Here is a 16,585-nt window from a genome sequence, read left to right on the forward strand (position 1 = left end):
TCGGCCGACGATACGAGCCGATCGAACGACGCCCGTGCCGGCTGCGATGCCGGCGCGGGCGCGTGACACGTCGCTTACCAAGGCAGCGAATACGTCTTCGTATTCGTGAAGCTCTTCATCGCCTCCTGCACGCCCTCCTTGTACCCGAGCCCCGAATCCTTCACGCCGCCGAACGGCGTCAATTCGAGTCGATAGCCCGGCACCTCGCGCACGTTCACGCTGCCGACTTCCAGCTCGGTGATGAAGCGCGTGATGTGATCGAAGCGATTCGTGCATACCGACGACGACAGCGCGTAGTCGGTGCTGTTCGACATCCGGATGGCTTCGTCGATGTCGCGAAAGCGCATGATCGGCGACACCGGGCCGAAGGTTTCATGCTTCACCAGCGGCATGTCGGGCGTCACGCGATCGACGACGGTCGGCGAATACAGCGCGCCGTCGCGCACGTTGCCGACCAGCAGCCGCGCACCGCGCGCGATCGCGTCGTTCACCTGTTGCTCGCAGAACTTCGCAGCCGCTTCGTCGATCACGGTGCCCATGTCGACCGACGGATCGGATGGATTGCCGTACGACCACGCGCGCGTTTTCTCGACGACCAGCTCCGTGAAGCGATCGGCCACCGACTCGTGCACGAGCATCCGCTTGATCGCCGTGCAGCGTTGCCCCGAATTCCTGTACGAGCCCGACACCGCGAGCGTGCTCGCTTCGTCGAGATCGGCGTCTTCCATCACGATGATCGGATCGTTGCCGCCGAGCTCGAGCACCGCGCGCCGGTAGCCCATCCGCGCGGCGATCGACTTGCCGATCGACACGCCGCCGGTGAACGTGATGAGATCGATCGCCGGGTTCGTGATCAGCTCGTCGGCGATCTCCTTCGGGTCGCCGGTGATCACCTGCAGCATCTGCGGCGGCAGGCCGGCTTCGTACAGGATGTCCGCGAACAGGTAGCACGACAGCGGCACCTTCTCGGACGGCTTCACGACGATCCGGTTGTTGGTCGCCACCGAAGGCACGATCTTGTGCGCGACCTGGTTCATCGGGTGATTGAACGGCGTGATCGCCGAAATCACGCCGAGCAGCGGGTCGCGCTGCGTGTACACGCGGCGCTTCTTGCCGTGCGGCGTCAGATCGCACGAGAAGATCTGCCCGTCGTCCTTCAGCACTTCGCCGGCGCCGAACGTCAGCACGTCGGCCACGCGGCCGGCTTCGTACGTCGAATCCTTGATGCACAACCCGGCCTCGGCCGTGATCAGCGCCGCGATCTCCGCGGTGCGCGCACGCACGATGTCGGCCGCGCGGCGAAGGATCGCCGCGCGATCGTGGCGCGTGAGCGTCGGCCGGTACGCACGTGCGACCGCGAACGCGCGGCGCACGTCGTCGAGCGTCGCCTTCGGCACGGTGCCGACCAGCGCGCCGTCGTACGGGTTGCGCACGTCGATCACCGCGTCGCGGTAGATCCTTTCACCATCGATTCGCAGTGCTTCACGACGAAGCGTGCGGACATCCGACGATTCTGCAATGGCGTTCATGAGTGTCTCCTGGCGGATGCGTCCGCGTCACTGCAGATGGTTGAGCGCGATGTCGATGATGTCGAAGTTGCGCAGCCGCGCGCGGCCCGCGACGTCGGTCGCGACCGGCTTGCTGAAGATCAGCGGCACGATCTGCTCGGAGATCCCGCCGTGCGAGCGCAGCGGCACGTCGAGGCCCGACAGGTCGTGCTTGATGCGGCGCGTGCCGAGCACGACGTCCTGCTTCGAGATCACGATCAGGTCGCCCATCCGCGCGGGCGGCAGCTCGAAGCGCGCGCAACCTTCGGCGCCCGTCAGCACGACCTCGATGCCGTCGACCGCGGCGAGCCGCGCGCGCAACGCATCGGCATCGGCCGTCGCCGGCACGTAGACGGTCGCGAACGAACCGAGCGCACCGTGGTGCACGACGTACGGATCGGTGATCGGCAGGATCACGCGCGCCGCATCGTGGCCGAGCCATTCGTCGAACAGCTCCTGCAGGTAGATCACGTTCGGCTCGCCGGTCGCGTCGTCGTGCTTCGCGTTCATCCCGTGATCGGCCGTGATCGCGACGATCGCGCCGAGTTCGTCGAGGCGCTGCAGGTACGTGTCCATCATCGCGTAGAACGCGTTCGCGCCGGGCGTGCCGGGTGCGCACTTGTGCTGCACGTAGTCGGTGGTCGACAAGTACATCAGGTCGATCGGGCGCGTCTCGAGCAGGCGCACGCCGGCGGCGAACACGAACTCCGACAGGTCCGCGCTGTACACGCTCGGTACCGGCTTGCCGACCAGTTCGAGCACGTTGTCGATGCCGTTTTCCTCGATGCTCGCTTCGTCAGCCTTCTCCGACGAGAAGCAGATGCCCTTCAACCCCTTGCCGAGCAGGCGGCGCAGCTTGTCCTTCGCGGTGACGACCGCGACGCGCGCGCCCTGTTCGGCGAAGGTCGCGAGCACGGTGGGCGCGACCAGGTATTTCGGATCGTTCATCAACACCTCGGCGCCGGTGTCGCGATCGTAGAAGTAATTGCCGCTTATCCCGTGGATCGCCGGCGGCACGCCGGTGACAATCGACAGGTTGTTCGGGTTCGTGAAGCTCGGCACCACGCACTCGCCCTTGAGCGCCGTGCCCGGCTTCAGCAGCGTGCGCAGGAACGGCGCGACGCCGGCCTCGGCGGCCTCTTCCAGATATTCGTATGCGCAGCCATCGACGCAGACGACCACCACAGGCCGGCTCATCCAGTTGTAGCGGCGGCCGTTCACTTCCACGGATACAGGCGTTTCAGTCATGACGTTCATTCCTTTCAGGTCGAAGGGGTGAGCCGTCGGCGCCCGCGCCGCGCCGAAGGGAGGTGTTTTCCATGCTTGACATTAAAATTGAGGATTTGTAGATTGTCAACAACATGCAGAGAACAGAAAGCAAAACAACGGTGCAGCAAGAGGGCTGGTCTCCACTCATCCGCCGCGTGCCGCGGCGCCACAGTCAAGGGGTCTGAAGATGAACGAAGTGCCGGTACACAAGCGTTTCCATGCATGGAGGGGCGCGGCCCGTGTCGCGCTGGCGGTGGCCGTCGCGCTCGGCGCCGCCCAGGCCGCGCACGCGAAGACGTCGCTGCTCGTCTACACCGCGCTGGAAGACGAGGCGATGAAGCCCTACAAGGACGCGTTCGAGAAGGCGAACCCCGATATCGAGATCCGCTGGGTGCGCGACTCGACCGGCTCGGTCACCGCGAAGCTGCTCGCGGAAAAGAACAACCCGCGCGCGGACGTCGTGCTCGGTCTTGCCGCGTCGAGCCTCACGCTGCTCGACCTGCAAGGCATGCTGATGCCGTACGCGCCGAAGGGCTTCGACCAGCTCACGCGCAAGTACAGCGACGCGAACACGCCGCCGCACTGGGTCGGCATGGACGTGTGGGGCGCGACGATCTGCTACAACCGCGTCGCCGCGCAAGCGAAGAACATCCCGAAGCCGACGTCGTGGGAAGACCTGACGAAGCCGGTCTACAAAGGCGCGATCGTGATGCCGAGCCCGGTGTCGTCGGGCACCGGCTACCTCGACGTGACCGCGTGGCTGCAGACCTTCGGCGACGACAAAGGCTGGAAATTCATGGATGCGCTCGACAAGAACGTCGCGCAGTACGTGCACTCGGGTTCGAAGCCGTGCACGCTCGCCGGCACCGGCGAATTCCCGATCGGCATCTCGTTCGAATTCCGCGGCCACGAACTGCAGGCGCAGGGCGCGCCGATCGATCTCGTGTTCCCGAAGGAAGGGCTCGGCTGGGACATGGAAGGCACGGCGATCATGAAGACGACGAAACAGCCCGACGCCGCGAAGAAGCTCGCCGATTTCATGGCGAGCAAGGAAGCGAACCAGATCACCGCGCGCTGGTGGGCGATCGTCGCGTATCCGGGCGTGGCGCGAAAGCTGGCCGGCATCCCCGACAACTACCCGGACCTGCTCGTGAAGAACGACTTCGTGTGGTCGGCGAAGAACCGCCAGTCGATCCTCGATACGTGGCAGAAGCGTTACGGGGCGAAAGCGCAGCAATGACGCTGCCCGCAGCGGGGTCGCGCCGCGCGCCGCCCCGCGTCACCCTTTCCGTCGTCGAACCCGGCCCCCGGGCCGCCCCTCCATGGAGGCGCGCATGGCACCTTATCTGAGCGTAGAACGCATCGAGAAGCGGTACAACGACACGCAGGTCCTCACCGACATCGACCTGAACGTGATGAAGGGCGAGATGATCTGCTTCCTCGGGCCGTCCGGCTGCGGGAAGACCACGCTGCTGCGGATCATCGCGGGGCTCGAGACGCAGAACGCCGGCCACATCATGCAGGACGGTCGCGACATCTCGCGGCTGCCGCCGCAACTGCGCGACTACGGGATCGTGTTCCAGTCGTATGCGCTGTTCCCGAACCTCACCGTGTACGACAACGTCGCGTACGGGCTCGTGAACCGCAAGATGAAGCGCGACGCGATCCACGAGCGCGTGCACACGCTGCTCGCGCTGGTCGGCCTGCCCGACAGCCATCGCAAGCATCCGGGCCAGTTGTCCGGCGGCCAGCAGCAGCGCATCGCGCTGGCGCGCGCGCTCGCGACGTCGCCGGGCCTGCTGCTGCTCGACGAGCCGCTGTCCGCGCTCGACGCGCGCGTGCGCGTGCGGCTGCGCCAGGAAATTCGCGCGCTGCAGCAGCGGCTCGGCGTGACGACGATCATGGTCACGCACGACCAGGAAGAAGCGCTGTCGATGGCCGATCGCATCGTCGTGATGAACCACGGCGTAATCGAACAGATCGGCACCCCGCTCGAAATCTACCGGCAGCCGGCATCGCCGTTCGTCGCGGATTTCATCGGCCGCGTCAACACGATTCCCGCCGAAGTCGCGCAGGACGGCACGCTGCGCGCGGGCGCGGTCGGCCTCGATTGCCGCCATGGTGCGGCCCGCCCCGCGCAGGGCGCGGCGGTGTCGGTCTACGTGCGGCCCGAGGACCTGCGCATCCGCGTGCCGGGCGAGACGGCCGACAACGTGCTGGCCGGCCGCGTCGAGAAGCTCGAATTCCTCGGCGCGTTCTGCCGCGTGAGCTTCCGGATCGAAGGGCTCGACGGCCAGGAGATCGTCGCCGACCTTTCGTATCGCGACGTCGACCGCACCGGCGTGCAGGCCGGCGCGCGCATCGACCTCGCGCTCGATCGCGAGCATGTCCGCGTGTTCCCGTGCGCGAAGGAGCGACTGCAATGAGCACCGTCCTGACCGAGCGCCGCCGCGGCGCGTCCGCCCCCGCCGACGTGCGACAGATCACGCACTGGCACGACCGCATCGCCCAGCTCGCACTCTTCGCGATGGCCGCGCTGATGTCGCTGTTCCTGCTGCTGCCGCTCGCGCTCGTCGTGCAGAAATGCTTCGTCGACGCCGACGGCCGCTTCGTCGGCGCGCACAACTTCGTCGAGTATCTGGAGGACAGCGGCGTGCTGCGCTCGATGCTGCATTCGCTGACGGTCGGCGCGCTCGTCACGGCGATCGTCGTGCCGATGGCGTTCACGTTCGCGTATGCGCTCACGCGCTCGTGCATGCCGCTGAAGAACGCCGCGCGCACGATCGCGCTGCTGCCGCTGCTCGCGCCGACGCTGCTGTCGGCCGTGTCGTTCATCTACTGGTTCGGCAACGCGGGGCTGCTCAAGCCGCTGCTGCACGGCCATTCGATCTACGGGCTGCCGGGCATCGTGCTGAGCATGGTGTACGCATCGTTCCCGCACGTGCTGATGATCCTCGTCACCGCGCTGTCGCTCGCCGACGGCCGGCTCTACGAGGCCGCCGACGCGATGGGCACGCGCCGCCTGCGCAAGTTCTTCACGATCACGCTGCCCGGCGCGAAGTACGGGCTGATCAGCGCGACGATGGTCGCGTTCACGATGTGCATCAACGACTTCGGCGTGCCGGTCGTGATCGGCGGCTCGTACAACGTGCTGTCGACCGACATCTACAAGCTGATCATCGGGTTGCAGGACTTCAACCGCAGCGCGGTGGTGAGCCTGATGCTGCTGTGCCCGGCGCTCGTCGCGTTCGGCATCGACTTCTTCGTCCGCCGTCGCCAGCAGTCGCAGCTCGGCGCGCGCTCGACGCCGTACCAGCCGAAGCCGTCGCGCGGCTTCGACGCCGCGATGCTCGCGTACTGCGCGCTCGTGTGCGCATTCTTCATCGCGGTGGTCGGCATCTCGGTGTTCGCGTCGTTCGTGAAGTTCTGGCCGTACCAGATGAGTCTCGGGCTGCAGCACTACCGGATGGGATTGATCGCGGCCGGCATCTTCGACGCGTACAAGAACAGCTTGCGGATGGCCGCGACGGTGGCGCTCGGCGGCACGATCGTCGTGTTCGGGGGTGCCTACCTGATCGAGAAGACCCGCGGCGCGCGCTGGCTGCGCGGCTTCATCAGCCTGTGCGCGATCTTGCCGATGGGCGTGCCGGGGCTCGTGCTCGGCATCAGCTACATCTTCCTGTTCAACGCGCCCGGCAATCCGCTGAACGGGCTGTACGGATCGCTGTGGCTGCTCGCGATCGTCACGGTCGTCCACTACTACGCGTCCAGCCACCTCACCGCCGTCACCGCGCTCAGGCAGATCGACGGCGAGTTCGAGGCCGTATCCGCGTCGCTGAAGGTGCCGTTCTACAAGACCTTCCTGCGCGTGACGGTGCCCGTGTGCCTGCCCGCGATCCTGCTGATCGCGCGCTACCTGTTCGTCAACGGGATGACCACGGTGTCGGCCGTCGCGTTCCTGTACTCGCCGGACACGCAGCCTGCATCGGTCGCGATCCTGAACCTCGACGACGCGGGCCAGATGGGTCCGGCCGCCGCGATGGCCACGCTCGTGCTCGCGACCTCGTCGTTCGCATGCGTGCTGTTCGCGTGCATCTCGCATCGCCTGCTGCGCCGTACGCAGGCGTGGCGCCATCCGCATCGCCGTTGAGTTCCTGCCGCATTCCCGTGACGTCCCGACTTCATCAAGGAGACACCATGACGCTCGCCGCCCAGCCCATCCTGCTCACCCCCGGCCCCCTGACGACCTCCGCCCGCACGCGAGATGCGATGCTGCGCGACTGGGGCTCGTGGGACGGCGATTTCAACGCGATCACCGCGCGGCTGCGCGAACGGCTGCTGCAGATCGCGCACGGCGAGGGCACGCACGAATGCGTGCCGCTGCAAGGCAGCGGCACGTTCTCGGTCGAGGCGGCGATCGGCACGCTCGTGCCGCGCGACGGCCACGTGCTCGTGCCGAACAACGGCGCGTACTGCCAGCGCATCGCGAAGATCTGCCGCGTGCTCGGCCGCACGCTCACGACGATCGACTACCGCGAGGATCGCCGTGTCGATCCGATCGACGTCGAGCGCGCGCTCGCCGCCGATCCGACCATCACGCACGTCGCGCTCGTCCACTGCGAAACCGGCGCCGGCGTGCTGAACCCGTTGCACGACGTCGCGCAGGCCGTCGCGAAGCACGGGCGGGCGCTGATCGTCGATGCGATGAGCTCGTTCGGCGCGATCGACATCGACGCGCGCACGACGCCGTTCGACGCGGTGATCGCCGCATCCGGCAAGTGTCTCGAAGGCGTGCCGGGGCTCGGCTTCGTGATCGCGAAGCGCAGCGCGCTCGAACGCAGCGAAGGCAACAGCCATTCGCTCGCGATGGACCTGTACGACCAGTGGGTCTACATGCAGCGCACGACGCAGTGGCGCTTCACGCCGCCGACGCACGTGGTCGCCGCGCTCGACGCGGCCGTCGCGCAATACGTCGACGAAGGCGGGCTCGCCGCGCGCGGCGGCCGCTACCAGCGCAACACTCGCGCGCTGATCGACGGGATGCGCGCGCTCGGTTTCCGGCCATTCCTCGATCCGGCGATCCAGGCGCCGATCATCGTCACGTTCCATGCGCCGGACGATCCGAACTACGATTTCAAGCGGTTTTATCAGGAGGTCAAAAAGCGCGGCTACATTCTGTATCCGGGCAAGCTCACCGAAGTGGAGACGTTCCGCGTCGGCTGCATCGGCCATTTCGGCGAAGCCGGGATTCCGGGCGCCGTCGCGGCCATTGCCGACTCGCTGAAAGCGATGGGCGTGCGCCGCGTATCGGCCGAAGCGGCGGCATGACGAGGTGACGCGAGGCACCCGGCCGCGTGCGCACGAGCATGCGGCCGCCCGTTTTTCCCGGCCGTGCGTCGCGCGGCCCCTTACCTTATCGACGAGCCTTCCGATGCGCCCCTTCTGGATCGAACAAGCGCTGTTCAACGACGGCGATCTCGCCCCCGCGCTGCAAGGCGCGACGCAGGCCGACGTGTGCATCGTCGGCGGCGGCTTCACGGGACTCTGGACCGCGATCCAGGCGAAGCAGCAGCACCCCGCGCTCGACATCGCGATCCTCGAAGCCGACCTCTGCGGCGCCGGCGCGAGCGGACGCAACGGCGGCTGCCTGCTCACGTGGTCCGCGAAATTCCTGACGCTGCGGCGTCTGTTCGGCGAAGCCGAGGCGATCCGGCTCGTGAAGGCGTCGGAAGCGGCCGTGCAGCACATCGCCGATTTCTGCCGCGCGCACGGCATCGACGCCGAATTGCGGCTCGACGGCACGTTGTACACCGCGACGTCGCGCGCGCAGGTCGGCACGCTCGCGCCGGTGCTCGACGCGCTCGCCGCGTGCGGCATCCACAGCTACGAGCCGCTGCCGCCCGCCGAAGTCGCGCGCCGCTCGGGCTCCGCGCGCAATCTCGACGGCGTCTACTCGCCGGTCGCCGCGACCGTGCATCCCGGCAAGCTCGTACGCGGGCTGCGCCGCGTTGCGCTCGACATGGGCATCCGGATCTACGAGCGCACGCCGATGCTCGACTTCACGCCCGGCCAGCCGGCCGTCGTACGCACGCCGTCGGGCAGCGTCGCCGCCGGCAAGCTGGTGTTCGCGATCAATGCGTGGATGGCGAGCCGCTTCCCGCAGTTCGAACGCACGATCGCGGTCGTGTCGAGCGACATGGTGATCACCGAGAAATGTCCGGCGTTGCTGGAGCAGACCGGGCTCGTGGACGGCGTGTCGGTGCTCGATTCGCGGATCTTTGTCTACTACTACCGCACGACGGCCGACGGGCGGCTGATGCTCGGCAAGGGCGGCAACACGTTCTCGTGGCGCAGCCGCATCGCGCCGGTGTTCGACCGCCGCTCGCCGTACGAGGCGCAGCTCACGCACAGCCTGCGCGCGTTCTTCCCGTCGCTCGCGGACGTGCCGATCACCGCGAGCTGGAACGGGCCGTCGGATCGTTCGGTCACGGGCTTCCCGTTCTTCGGCCGCCTCGACGGCGCGCCGAACGTGTTCTACGGGTTCGGTTATTCGGGCAACGGCGTCGGGCCGACCTACATGGGCGGGCAGATCCTGTCGTCGCTCGTGCTCGGCCTCGACAACGCGTGGACGCGCAGCCCGATCGTGCGCGGCCTGCTCGGCCATTTTCCGCCGGAGCCGATCCGCTACGTCGGCGCGCACGTCGTGCGCAACGCGATTCGCCGCAAGGAACGCGCGGAAGACGAGAACCGGCAGCCGTCGGTCGTCGATACGTGGCTCGCGAAATTTGCGAGCGCGGCGGGGAAAGCCGACAAGGCGTGACGATGTGTTGACCGGCTGAACTGAAGCGCAACGAAAAAGGGACGCGGCGACGCGTCCCTTTGCCGATGCGCGGCAGCCCGCGCGACCGTCGCCGGCGCTTATGCGCCGGCCTTCTCCCGCGCCGCCTTGCCCGCCGCAGGCAGCCCCTGCTCGTGCGTGCGGCGCATCCGCGCGAGGCCGTGCGCGACGTGCTCGCGCACGAGCGCGACGGCCTTTTCCTCGTCGCCGGCCGCGAGCACCTGCACGATCTTGTCGTGCTCGGCCGCCGACACGGCGATCGCATCCTCCTCGGCCTCGATCGCCGCCTGACGCAGCAGGCCGAGCTGGCGCACGAGCCGCCGGTAGGTATCGGTGAGATGCGTATTGCCGACGCCGACGACCATCGCGTCGTGGAACTGCACGTTCAGCTCGGTGTAGCGCGTGACGTCGTGCGCCTTCGCGGCGTCCTTCATCGACTGGATGATGCCCTTCAGCACCTTCAGCGTCTCGGGCGAGATACGCTTCGCGAGCGCGCGCGCGACCGATTCGTCGAGCATCGCGCGCACTTCGTAGATCTCCTCGGCCTCGCGCAGCGGCACGACGCGCACGGTCACGCCGCGGTTCTTCTCGTTGCGCAGCAGGCCGGCCTGCTCGAGCGCGCGGAACGCTTCGCGCACCGGGCCGCGCGACACGTTCAGCCTGGTCGCGATCTCGACTTCGTTCAGCTTCTCGCCCGGTGCGTATTCGCCGGAGACGATCGCGCGCTCGAGCATGTCCTGGACGATCATCGCGAGCGACTGGCTTTGCAGGAGTTCGATGGCGCTGAGCGCGTTCGGGGCAGTCATGGTCGGGCAGCGGGCTGGGGGTGAAAACGACGGCGCCATATCGGCGAATGATCCTTGTATACCCTCGCCCCGGCATATTGTCAACAGTTTTCAGTTTCCAAAAGCCAATCCCGCGTGCCCGCACACGGGCGGCGTCCAGCCGGCATGCAACCGGCACGCGGCGCTCGCGCGATGCGGGGAACCGCCCCGCTTCGCACGACGCCGGCGCAGCCGTCAGGCCGTGCGCTTCACCGGCCCCGGATCGCTGTGGCTCGGCCGGCCCGTCTCGACGTGGCCCGCGAAGCGGCGCACGACCTTGTCGTCGCCGCCGCGCAGCGTGGTCGCGGTGATCGTCAGATCGTACCAGCCGTGGCTCGACGACAGCTCGAAGTGCCCTTCGACGCGCTCGCCCGGCTCCAGCGTGTAGGTGCGCGCCGGCGCATGGCTGTACGCATTGTCGACCGTCACGCGGCAGGCCGCGCGCCCGCTGTTGCGCAGTTGCAGGTACACGTGACGGTTGCGCACGTCGTAGCCGATCTTCGCTTCGGGGTTCGCGTGGCGGCCGTCCGCGGCGAGCCGCGTGTTGCCCTGGAACTCGCACAGATAGCCGTTCGGGCCGTAGGCGGCCAGATGGTATTCGCCGCGCGCGGCCGACGTGCTCCACGTATCGACGAAGCGGTCGTGCGCGGACACCGCGTAGCGGCGCGGCGGCGTCGCCGGGTTGCGCCGGTCGTACACGTAGAACGCGGCACCGGCGTCGCCGGTGTTCGCGAAGTCGAGCGACACGGTATCGTCATGCGCGCCCACGCGGCTGTGCACGAACAGCTCGTACGGCAGCGCACGCGCCGGACGCGTGCCGGGTTCCTGCGTCGGCATCGACTGCTGCGCGGGCACCTGGTACGCCTGGCCGGCCGTCGCGATGTGCTGCGGCACCGTGAAGCTCACCGTGCGCGTGTCGGGGCGCGCGGAGAAATCGAACGCCGACGTGAGGTCGCCGCAGATCGACCGGCGCCACGCGCTGATGTTCGGCTCCTTCACGCCGAAACGCGCTTCGAGGAAACGCAGCACCGACGTATGGTCGAACGTCTCCGAGCAGACCCAGCCGCCCTTCGTCCACGGCGAGATGATGATCAGCGGCACGCGCGGCCCGAGGCCGATCGGCTGGATGCCGCCCGGATCGGCGCCCGGCACGAGCGGGCTCATCTCGCCCGGGTACTTGTTCAGGTCGAGCAGCTCGTCGCCGAGGTTCGACAGCAGGTTCGACGACACGATGCCCTGGCCGCCCACGCCGCTCGTGACCGGCGGCACCGGCGGCACGACGTGGTCGAACAGCCCGTCGTTCTCGTCGTAGTTGAGGATGAACACCGTCTTCGCCCACACCTCGGGGTTCGACGTCAGCGCCTCGAGCACCATGTTGATGTAGAACGCGCCGTCGGTCGGCGACGCCTGCGGGTGCTCGCTGTACTTGTACGGCGACACGATCCACGACACCTGCGGCAAGCGGTTGGCCTGCACGTCGGCCTTCAGTTCGGCGAGCGTGTGGTTCGACGCGCCCTTGTCGACCAGCGGGCCACTCGCGCCCTCCTTCACCTGGAACTTCTTGAAGAACATCAGCGAGTTGTCGGTGTAGTTGTCGGTCGGGTCGCCCGGGATGCCGGTACCGCCCTGGTACACCTTCCAGCTGATCTTCGCGTCCTCCAGGCGTTCGGCGTAGGTCGTCCACGTGTAGCCGTTCACGTCGTTGCGCTCGCCGATGCCCGGGCCGTTCGGCGCGCTGCCGTAGACGTTGCGCGAGTCGACCGTGCCGGTCCACAGGTAGATGCGGTTCGGCGCGGTGTCCGCATGCGCGGAGCAGAAGTACGAATCGCAGATCGTGAACGCGTCGGCGAGCGCGTAGTGGTACGTGAGATCCTGGCGCTTCAGGTAGCCCATCGTCAGCACGTCCTGCTTCTGGTTCACCCACTGATCCCACTGGCCGTTGTTCCAGGACAGGTGGCCGCTGCTCCAGCCATGGTTCGTGCCCGGCTGGAATTCGGTCGTCTGCTTCGGATCGAGATAGAACGGCAGCACGTACGGCGCCGACGGATCGAGCCCGCGCGAATGGTAGTTCTTCGTGAACACCGACGCCGGCGGTTGCTGCCACACCGGCGCGCCGTTCGGCAGCAGGTGCGGACGCGGATCGTCGAAGCCGCGCACGCCGCGCAGCCCGCCGAAGTAATGGTCGAACGAACGGTTTTCCTGCATGAAGATCACGACGTGCTCGACGTCGCGGATCGTGCCGGTGCGATAGGCGGCCGGCATCGCCAGCGCATTGCGGATCGCGGGCGGGAAGCCCGCATAGGCGGCCATCGCGCCGGCCGACTGCGCGGCGAGGCGCAGGAAATCGCGTCGATTGTTCGAGGACATGAAGAGAGCCTTGTGGTCGGGGGAGTGGGGGCGCCGGGCGAGCGGGGCCGGCGATCTGCGTCGCCGTTATTACCCCGCACCGGCATGTCCCGGCCGTGACCGGTTCCCGCAGGTTTCTTGCGCTCACCCCCAGCTTTTTTTCGAAGCCGCGCACGCCGCGCCTTTCATGCGGCCGACACATGCACGCGCTACGCTGACGCGCGATGAAGAGGGGGGAGAAGCCGACACGTGTTCGATCAGCTGAAGGCGTTCCACGCGACCGTCCGGCAGGGCAGCATCACGCGCGCCGCGCGCCACCTCGGCGTGAGCCAGCCGACGATTGCCGCGCAGATCCGGCAGGTCGAGCAGTTGTACGGCGTCGAGCTGTTCTACCGCAGCGGCCGCAAGCTCGAAGTGACCGAGACGGGCATCGAGCTGCTGCCGCTCGTCGAGAAGATGATCGCGCTCGAGGCGCAGGCCGACATCATGCTGCGCAACGTCGGCGGCCTGTTCGAAGGCCACCTGCGGATCGGCGCGACGGGCCCGTACTACATCATGGATGCGGTCGGCCGCTTCTCGAGCGCGCATCCGTCGATCGCGCTGACGTGCCGGATCGGCAACTCCGAGGAAATCCTGCAGGCGCTGCAGGAGTTCCGCATCGATCTCGCGGTCTCGTCGCAGCGCAACGACGCCGACGGCCTCGAACGCAAGGTGATCTCGACCGATCCGCTGGTGCTCGTCGTGCACCGCCGTCATCCGCTCGCGCGGTTCGATTCGATCGCCCCGGCGCAACTCGCCGACGTGCGGCTGCTGATCCGCGAGGAAGGTTCGGTCACGCGCCGCTGCACGGAGACGATCCTCGCAGCGGCCGGCGTCGCGGCCGCCTCGGTCGCCGAGATCGGCAGCCGCGAAGCGATTCGCGAGGCGATCCTGCATGGGGTGGGCGGCAGCCTGTTTCCGCGCGGCGAAGCCGAGCGCCATCCTGACCTGCGCGTGATCGCGCTGCGCGGTGTCGATACGACGATCGACGAATACGTGTACTACCTGAAAGCGCGCCGCCTGAGCCCCGCGATCGACGCGTTCCTCGCGTGCATCCTGCCGGACGACGGCGAAGCGGCCGGCGCGGTCGAACCCGGACGAACGATGCGGCGGGCGAACGCGCGCTGAGCCACCGCGCGCTCGCCGCTTCCGCATACTACGTGGCGCTTTTCCCGCGCTTTCCCTCGTTGCTTTCCTCGTGCCTTCCTTCTGTCGTGGCGCCGCGCGTCACTTCGGCAGCGCCGGAATCATCCAGGTCAGCACGTGCTGCTGCAGGAACACCAGCACGCCGAGCAACAGCGTGAGGATCACGCTGTGCCAGAAGGTGCGCGCGAACACGACGCCCTCCTGCCCTTTCAGGTCCGTCGTCGACACGCCCGTCGCGATGTTCTGCGGCGAGATCATCTTGCCCATCACGCCGCCCGACGAGTTGGTCGCGGCCATCAGCACCGGATCGAGGCCGAGCTGCCGGGCAGCGACGACCTGCAGGTTGCCGAACAGCGCGTTGCCCGACGTGTCGCTGCCGGACAGGAACACGGCGATCCAGCCGAGCGATGCGGACACCAGCGGAAACAGCGCGCCCGTCGACGCGACGCCGGTGCCGAGCGTGTAGCTGATGCCCGAGTAGTTCAGCAGGTACGCGAGCCCGACGATCATCATCACCGTGACGATCGCGATCCACGTCTGGCGCCACGTCTTCACCACGCATTCGACAAACGCGCCGGGGCCGGTGCGCGTCAGCGCGGCCGTGACGATCGCCGACACGAGGATCGCGGTGCCCGTGCCGAGCGGCTGGAAATCCCACATCGCCGCATACGGCTTGTGGTACAGCGACACGTACACGGCGTTGTGCAGCCCCGGCCACTTGATCTTCACGTCGCCGATCGCCGCGATGTTCGCGTGCACCCAGACGATCACGACCACCGACACGACGAGCCACGGCAGCCAGCCGCCGAAGCCCGCGCGCGCGGCGCCGGCCGCGGCCGGCACGCTGCGCGCGAGCGCATATTGCGGATCGGGCTGCGGCTTCCACAACTGCAGGAAGCCGATCGTCACGATCAGCGACGAGAGCGACGACAGCACGTCGGTGAGCTGGTAGCCGAGGAAGTTCGACGTGACGAACTGCGCGATCGCGAAGCTGCCGCCGGACACGAGCAGCGCGGGCCACAGCTTCGCGATCGAGCGCAAGCCGCCGTATGCGCCGACCACGTAGAACGGCAGCAGCAGCGCGAAGAACGGCAACTGGCGGCCGACCATCTGCGCGAGCGTCGCGGGCGGCAGCGACGTGACCGCACCGAGCACGGTGATCGGCACGCCGAGCGCGCCGAACGCGACCGGCGCCGTGTTGAACAGCAGCGTATAGGTGAGCGCTTCGAGCGCGGGAAAGCCGAGCGCGATCAGCAGCGCGCTCGTGATCGCGACCGGCGTGCCGAACCCGGAGATCCCTTCGAGCAGACAGCCGAACGAGAACGCGACGACGAGCAGCACGAGGCGGCGATCGTCGGGCAGGTTGTCGAGCATCCACTGCCGGAACTGGTCGAAGCGGCCGGACTTCACCGCGATGTTGTACAGCAACAGCGCGTTGAAGACGATCCACATCACCGGCACGACCGCGAGCGCCATGCCGGCGCCGACCGCGTTGAACGCGAGCCCGGCCGGCATCCCCCACGCGCCGATCGCGACCGCGAGGCCCGCGACGAGCCCGGCGAGCGACGCCTGCCACGCGGGGCGGCGCAGCACGCCGAGCGCGACCAGCGCGACCGCGATCGGGATCGTCGCGACGAGGAACGACAGGAGCAGCGAGTGGGCGACCGGCGTCAACGGTTGCGCGAAGACGATGCCGGGCGGTAGGGCGTCGGTGGGATTCATCGTGTCTCCAGATGTCGACCCGAGTTGGCGCTTCAGCGCGTACTCGGGTCCCATGCCTTGTGCGGCCGGCCCGGGTTCGCATGTCGATGCGCCGGGCTCGGTACAAGTCGATGTCCTGCAGTCGCGACTACGATCGGGCGCTTGCGCACGCAACGACGTTGCGCGGCCAACCGATCGGTCGCTTAAAAGAGGTTAGGAGGCGCGACGCGCTTGCACAAGGGGGGAGAAGCCCGATGCGGGCGAGTCGATGCGGATCCGCCGCCGCACGATGGCCGGCAGATGGCGTGCCGCTGTCGCGTTCGACAGAAAACCCGTCGCGGCCGGCTCGAGCGTGGCCGCGCGATGCCGGTACCCGCGCAATGTTGCGCGACCGGAAAAGGTGACTGCCAGCCGCGAGGATGTTTCGTTTGGCGTCCGAAGCCTAGACTGGCTGCATCGTTTCCGGCCGCGCCGGCGATGGCGCGGCACCGGAACCCCACGGAGCACACACGATGATGAAAATGAAACACGCGGCATGCGCGCTCGTGCTGATCGGCGCAGCGTTCGCCGCTCACGCGCAAGCCGCGTCGACGCTCACGCGCGCGCAGGTCCGCCAGGAACTCGCGGAACTGCAGGCCGCCGGCTACCGGACGAGCCTCGCAAGCAGTCCCGACTTTCCGCGGAACATGCAGGCGGTCATGCAACGTGCGGCGCAGGCGCGCGGCGAGGGCGAGGGCGACGCTGCCGGTTACGGCAGCGATGGCCAGGCCCACGCGGAATCGGCGAAGCCCACGCTGCCGCACGCGGCCGATCGCGGCACGTACGCCCATCACTGATCGTCGACGGAACCGGATTGCAATCGCATCGCGGCGCGG

General features: G+C 67.9%; 12 protein-coding genes. 7 read left to right on the plus strand and 5 right to left on the minus strand.

Features of this window, described 5'->3' with window-relative positions:
* Positions 1–74 precede the first annotated feature (74 nt).
* Positions 75–1,529, minus strand: coding sequence for a phosphonoacetaldehyde dehydrogenase (phnY, locus tag WS61_RS16140; RefSeq protein WP_059501456.1), 1,455 nt, complete (start codon positions 1,527–1,529; stop codon positions 75–77).
* A 27-nt stretch (positions 1,530–1,556) separates the two neighbouring features.
* A complete protein-coding gene (gene phnA, locus WS61_RS16145) occupies positions 1,557–2,795 on the minus strand; it encodes a phosphonoacetate hydrolase (RefSeq protein WP_059501510.1) in 1,239 nt (412 codons plus the stop codon).
* 208 nt (positions 2,796–3,003) lie between these two features.
* Between phnA and WS61_RS16150 the strand changes: the two genes are divergently transcribed.
* The 5 genes from WS61_RS16150 to WS61_RS16170 all read left to right on the plus strand — a co-directional run bounded on the left by WS61_RS16150 (position 3,004) and on the right by WS61_RS16170 (position 9,636).
* Positions 3,004–4,056, plus strand: coding sequence for a putative 2-aminoethylphosphonate ABC transporter substrate-binding protein (locus WS61_RS16150; protein WP_059501458.1), 1,053 nt, complete (start codon positions 3,004–3,006; stop codon positions 4,054–4,056).
* 94 nt (positions 4,057–4,150) lie between these two features.
* On the plus strand, positions 4,151–5,242 hold the full coding sequence (locus WS61_RS16155) for a putative 2-aminoethylphosphonate ABC transporter ATP-binding protein (RefSeq protein WP_059501512.1): 1,092 nt from the start codon (positions 4,151–4,153) through the stop codon (positions 5,240–5,242).
* Positions 5,239–6,966: a putative 2-aminoethylphosphonate ABC transporter permease subunit gene (locus WS61_RS16160; protein WP_059501460.1), complete on the plus strand. Its 1,728-nt coding sequence runs from the start codon at positions 5,239–5,241 to the stop codon at positions 6,964–6,966. The genes WS61_RS16155 and WS61_RS16160 overlap by 4 nt, the downstream gene beginning before the upstream one ends.
* Before the next feature lie 47 nt (positions 6,967–7,013).
* On the plus strand, positions 7,014–8,144 hold the full coding sequence (locus tag WS61_RS16165; RefSeq protein ID WP_059501463.1) for a 2-aminoethylphosphonate--pyruvate transaminase: 1,131 nt from the start codon (positions 7,014–7,016) through the stop codon (positions 8,142–8,144).
* Between the two features lie 103 nt (positions 8,145–8,247).
* The gene (locus tag WS61_RS16170; protein WP_059501464.1) at positions 8,248–9,636 is read left to right on the plus strand and encodes an FAD-dependent oxidoreductase; all 1,389 of its coding nucleotides are present in this window, start codon (positions 8,248–8,250) and stop codon (positions 9,634–9,636) included.
* A 98-nt stretch (positions 9,637–9,734) separates the two neighbouring features.
* Here the strand turns inward: WS61_RS16170 and WS61_RS16175 are convergent, their stop codons facing one another.
* Complete coding sequence (locus tag WS61_RS16175; RefSeq protein ID WP_059501466.1) at positions 9,735–10,460, minus strand: phosphonate utilization associated transcriptional regulator; 726 nt, start codon at positions 10,458–10,460, stop codon at positions 9,735–9,737.
* 213 nt (positions 10,461–10,673) lie between these two features.
* Entirely contained in the window at positions 10,674–12,845 is a 2,172-nt protein-coding gene (locus WS61_RS16180; RefSeq protein WP_059501468.1) for a phosphocholine-specific phospholipase C, read from the minus strand.
* Positions 12,846–13,073: 228 nt separating this feature from the next.
* Between WS61_RS16180 and WS61_RS16185 the strand changes: the two genes are divergently transcribed.
* Positions 13,074–13,991, plus strand: coding sequence for a LysR family transcriptional regulator (locus WS61_RS16185; protein WP_059501470.1), 918 nt, complete (start codon positions 13,074–13,076; stop codon positions 13,989–13,991).
* 99 nt (positions 13,992–14,090) lie between these two features.
* Here WS61_RS16185 and WS61_RS16190 read toward each other — a convergent pair whose 3' ends face one another.
* A complete protein-coding gene (locus WS61_RS16190) occupies positions 14,091–15,731 on the minus strand; it encodes an L-lactate permease (RefSeq protein WP_059501473.1) in 1,641 nt (546 codons plus the stop codon).
* Positions 15,732–16,222: 491 nt separating this feature from the next.
* On the opposite strand from WS61_RS16190, the gene WS61_RS16195 reads away from it, so the two are divergent.
* Complete coding sequence (locus tag WS61_RS16195; RefSeq protein WP_059501475.1) at positions 16,223–16,546, plus strand: DUF4148 domain-containing protein; 324 nt, start codon at positions 16,223–16,225, stop codon at positions 16,544–16,546.
* Positions 16,547–16,585 lie beyond the last annotated feature (39 nt).

This window comes from Burkholderia sp. ABCPW 11 (assembly GCF_001523445.1).
GTDB lineage: Bacteria > Pseudomonadota > Gammaproteobacteria > Burkholderiales > Burkholderiaceae > Burkholderia.

Bases quoted from the DNA above. Each gene is read 5' to 3' on its own strand.
- phnY (WP_059501456.1), bottom strand. From the start codon at position 1,529: ATGAACGCCATTGCAGAATCGTCGGATGTCCGCACGCTTCGTCGTGAA.
- phnA (WP_059501510.1), bottom strand. From the start codon at position 2,795: ATGACTGAAACGCCTGTATCCGTGGAAGTGAACGGCCGCCGCTACAAC.
- WS61_RS16150 (WP_059501458.1), top strand. From the start codon at position 3,004: ATGAACGAAGTGCCGGTACACAAGCGTTTCCATGCATGGAGGGGCGCG.
- WS61_RS16155 (WP_059501512.1), top strand. From the start codon at position 4,151: ATGGCACCTTATCTGAGCGTAGAACGCATCGAGAAGCGGTACAACGAC.
- WS61_RS16160 (WP_059501460.1), top strand. From the start codon at position 5,239: ATGAGCACCGTCCTGACCGAGCGCCGCCGCGGCGCGTCCGCCCCCGCC.
- WS61_RS16165 (WP_059501463.1), top strand. From the start codon at position 7,014: ATGACGCTCGCCGCCCAGCCCATCCTGCTCACCCCCGGCCCCCTGACG.
- WS61_RS16170 (WP_059501464.1), top strand. From the start codon at position 8,248: ATGCGCCCCTTCTGGATCGAACAAGCGCTGTTCAACGACGGCGATCTC.
- WS61_RS16175 (WP_059501466.1), bottom strand. From the start codon at position 10,460: ATGACTGCCCCGAACGCGCTCAGCGCCATCGAACTCCTGCAAAGCCAG.
- WS61_RS16180 (WP_059501468.1), bottom strand. From the start codon at position 12,845: ATGTCCTCGAACAATCGACGCGATTTCCTGCGCCTCGCCGCGCAGTCG.
- WS61_RS16190 (WP_059501473.1), bottom strand. From the start codon at position 15,731: ATGAATCCCACCGACGCCCTACCGCCCGGCATCGTCTTCGCGCAACCG.
- WS61_RS16195 (WP_059501475.1), top strand. From the start codon at position 16,223: ATGATGAAAATGAAACACGCGGCATGCGCGCTCGTGCTGATCGGCGCA.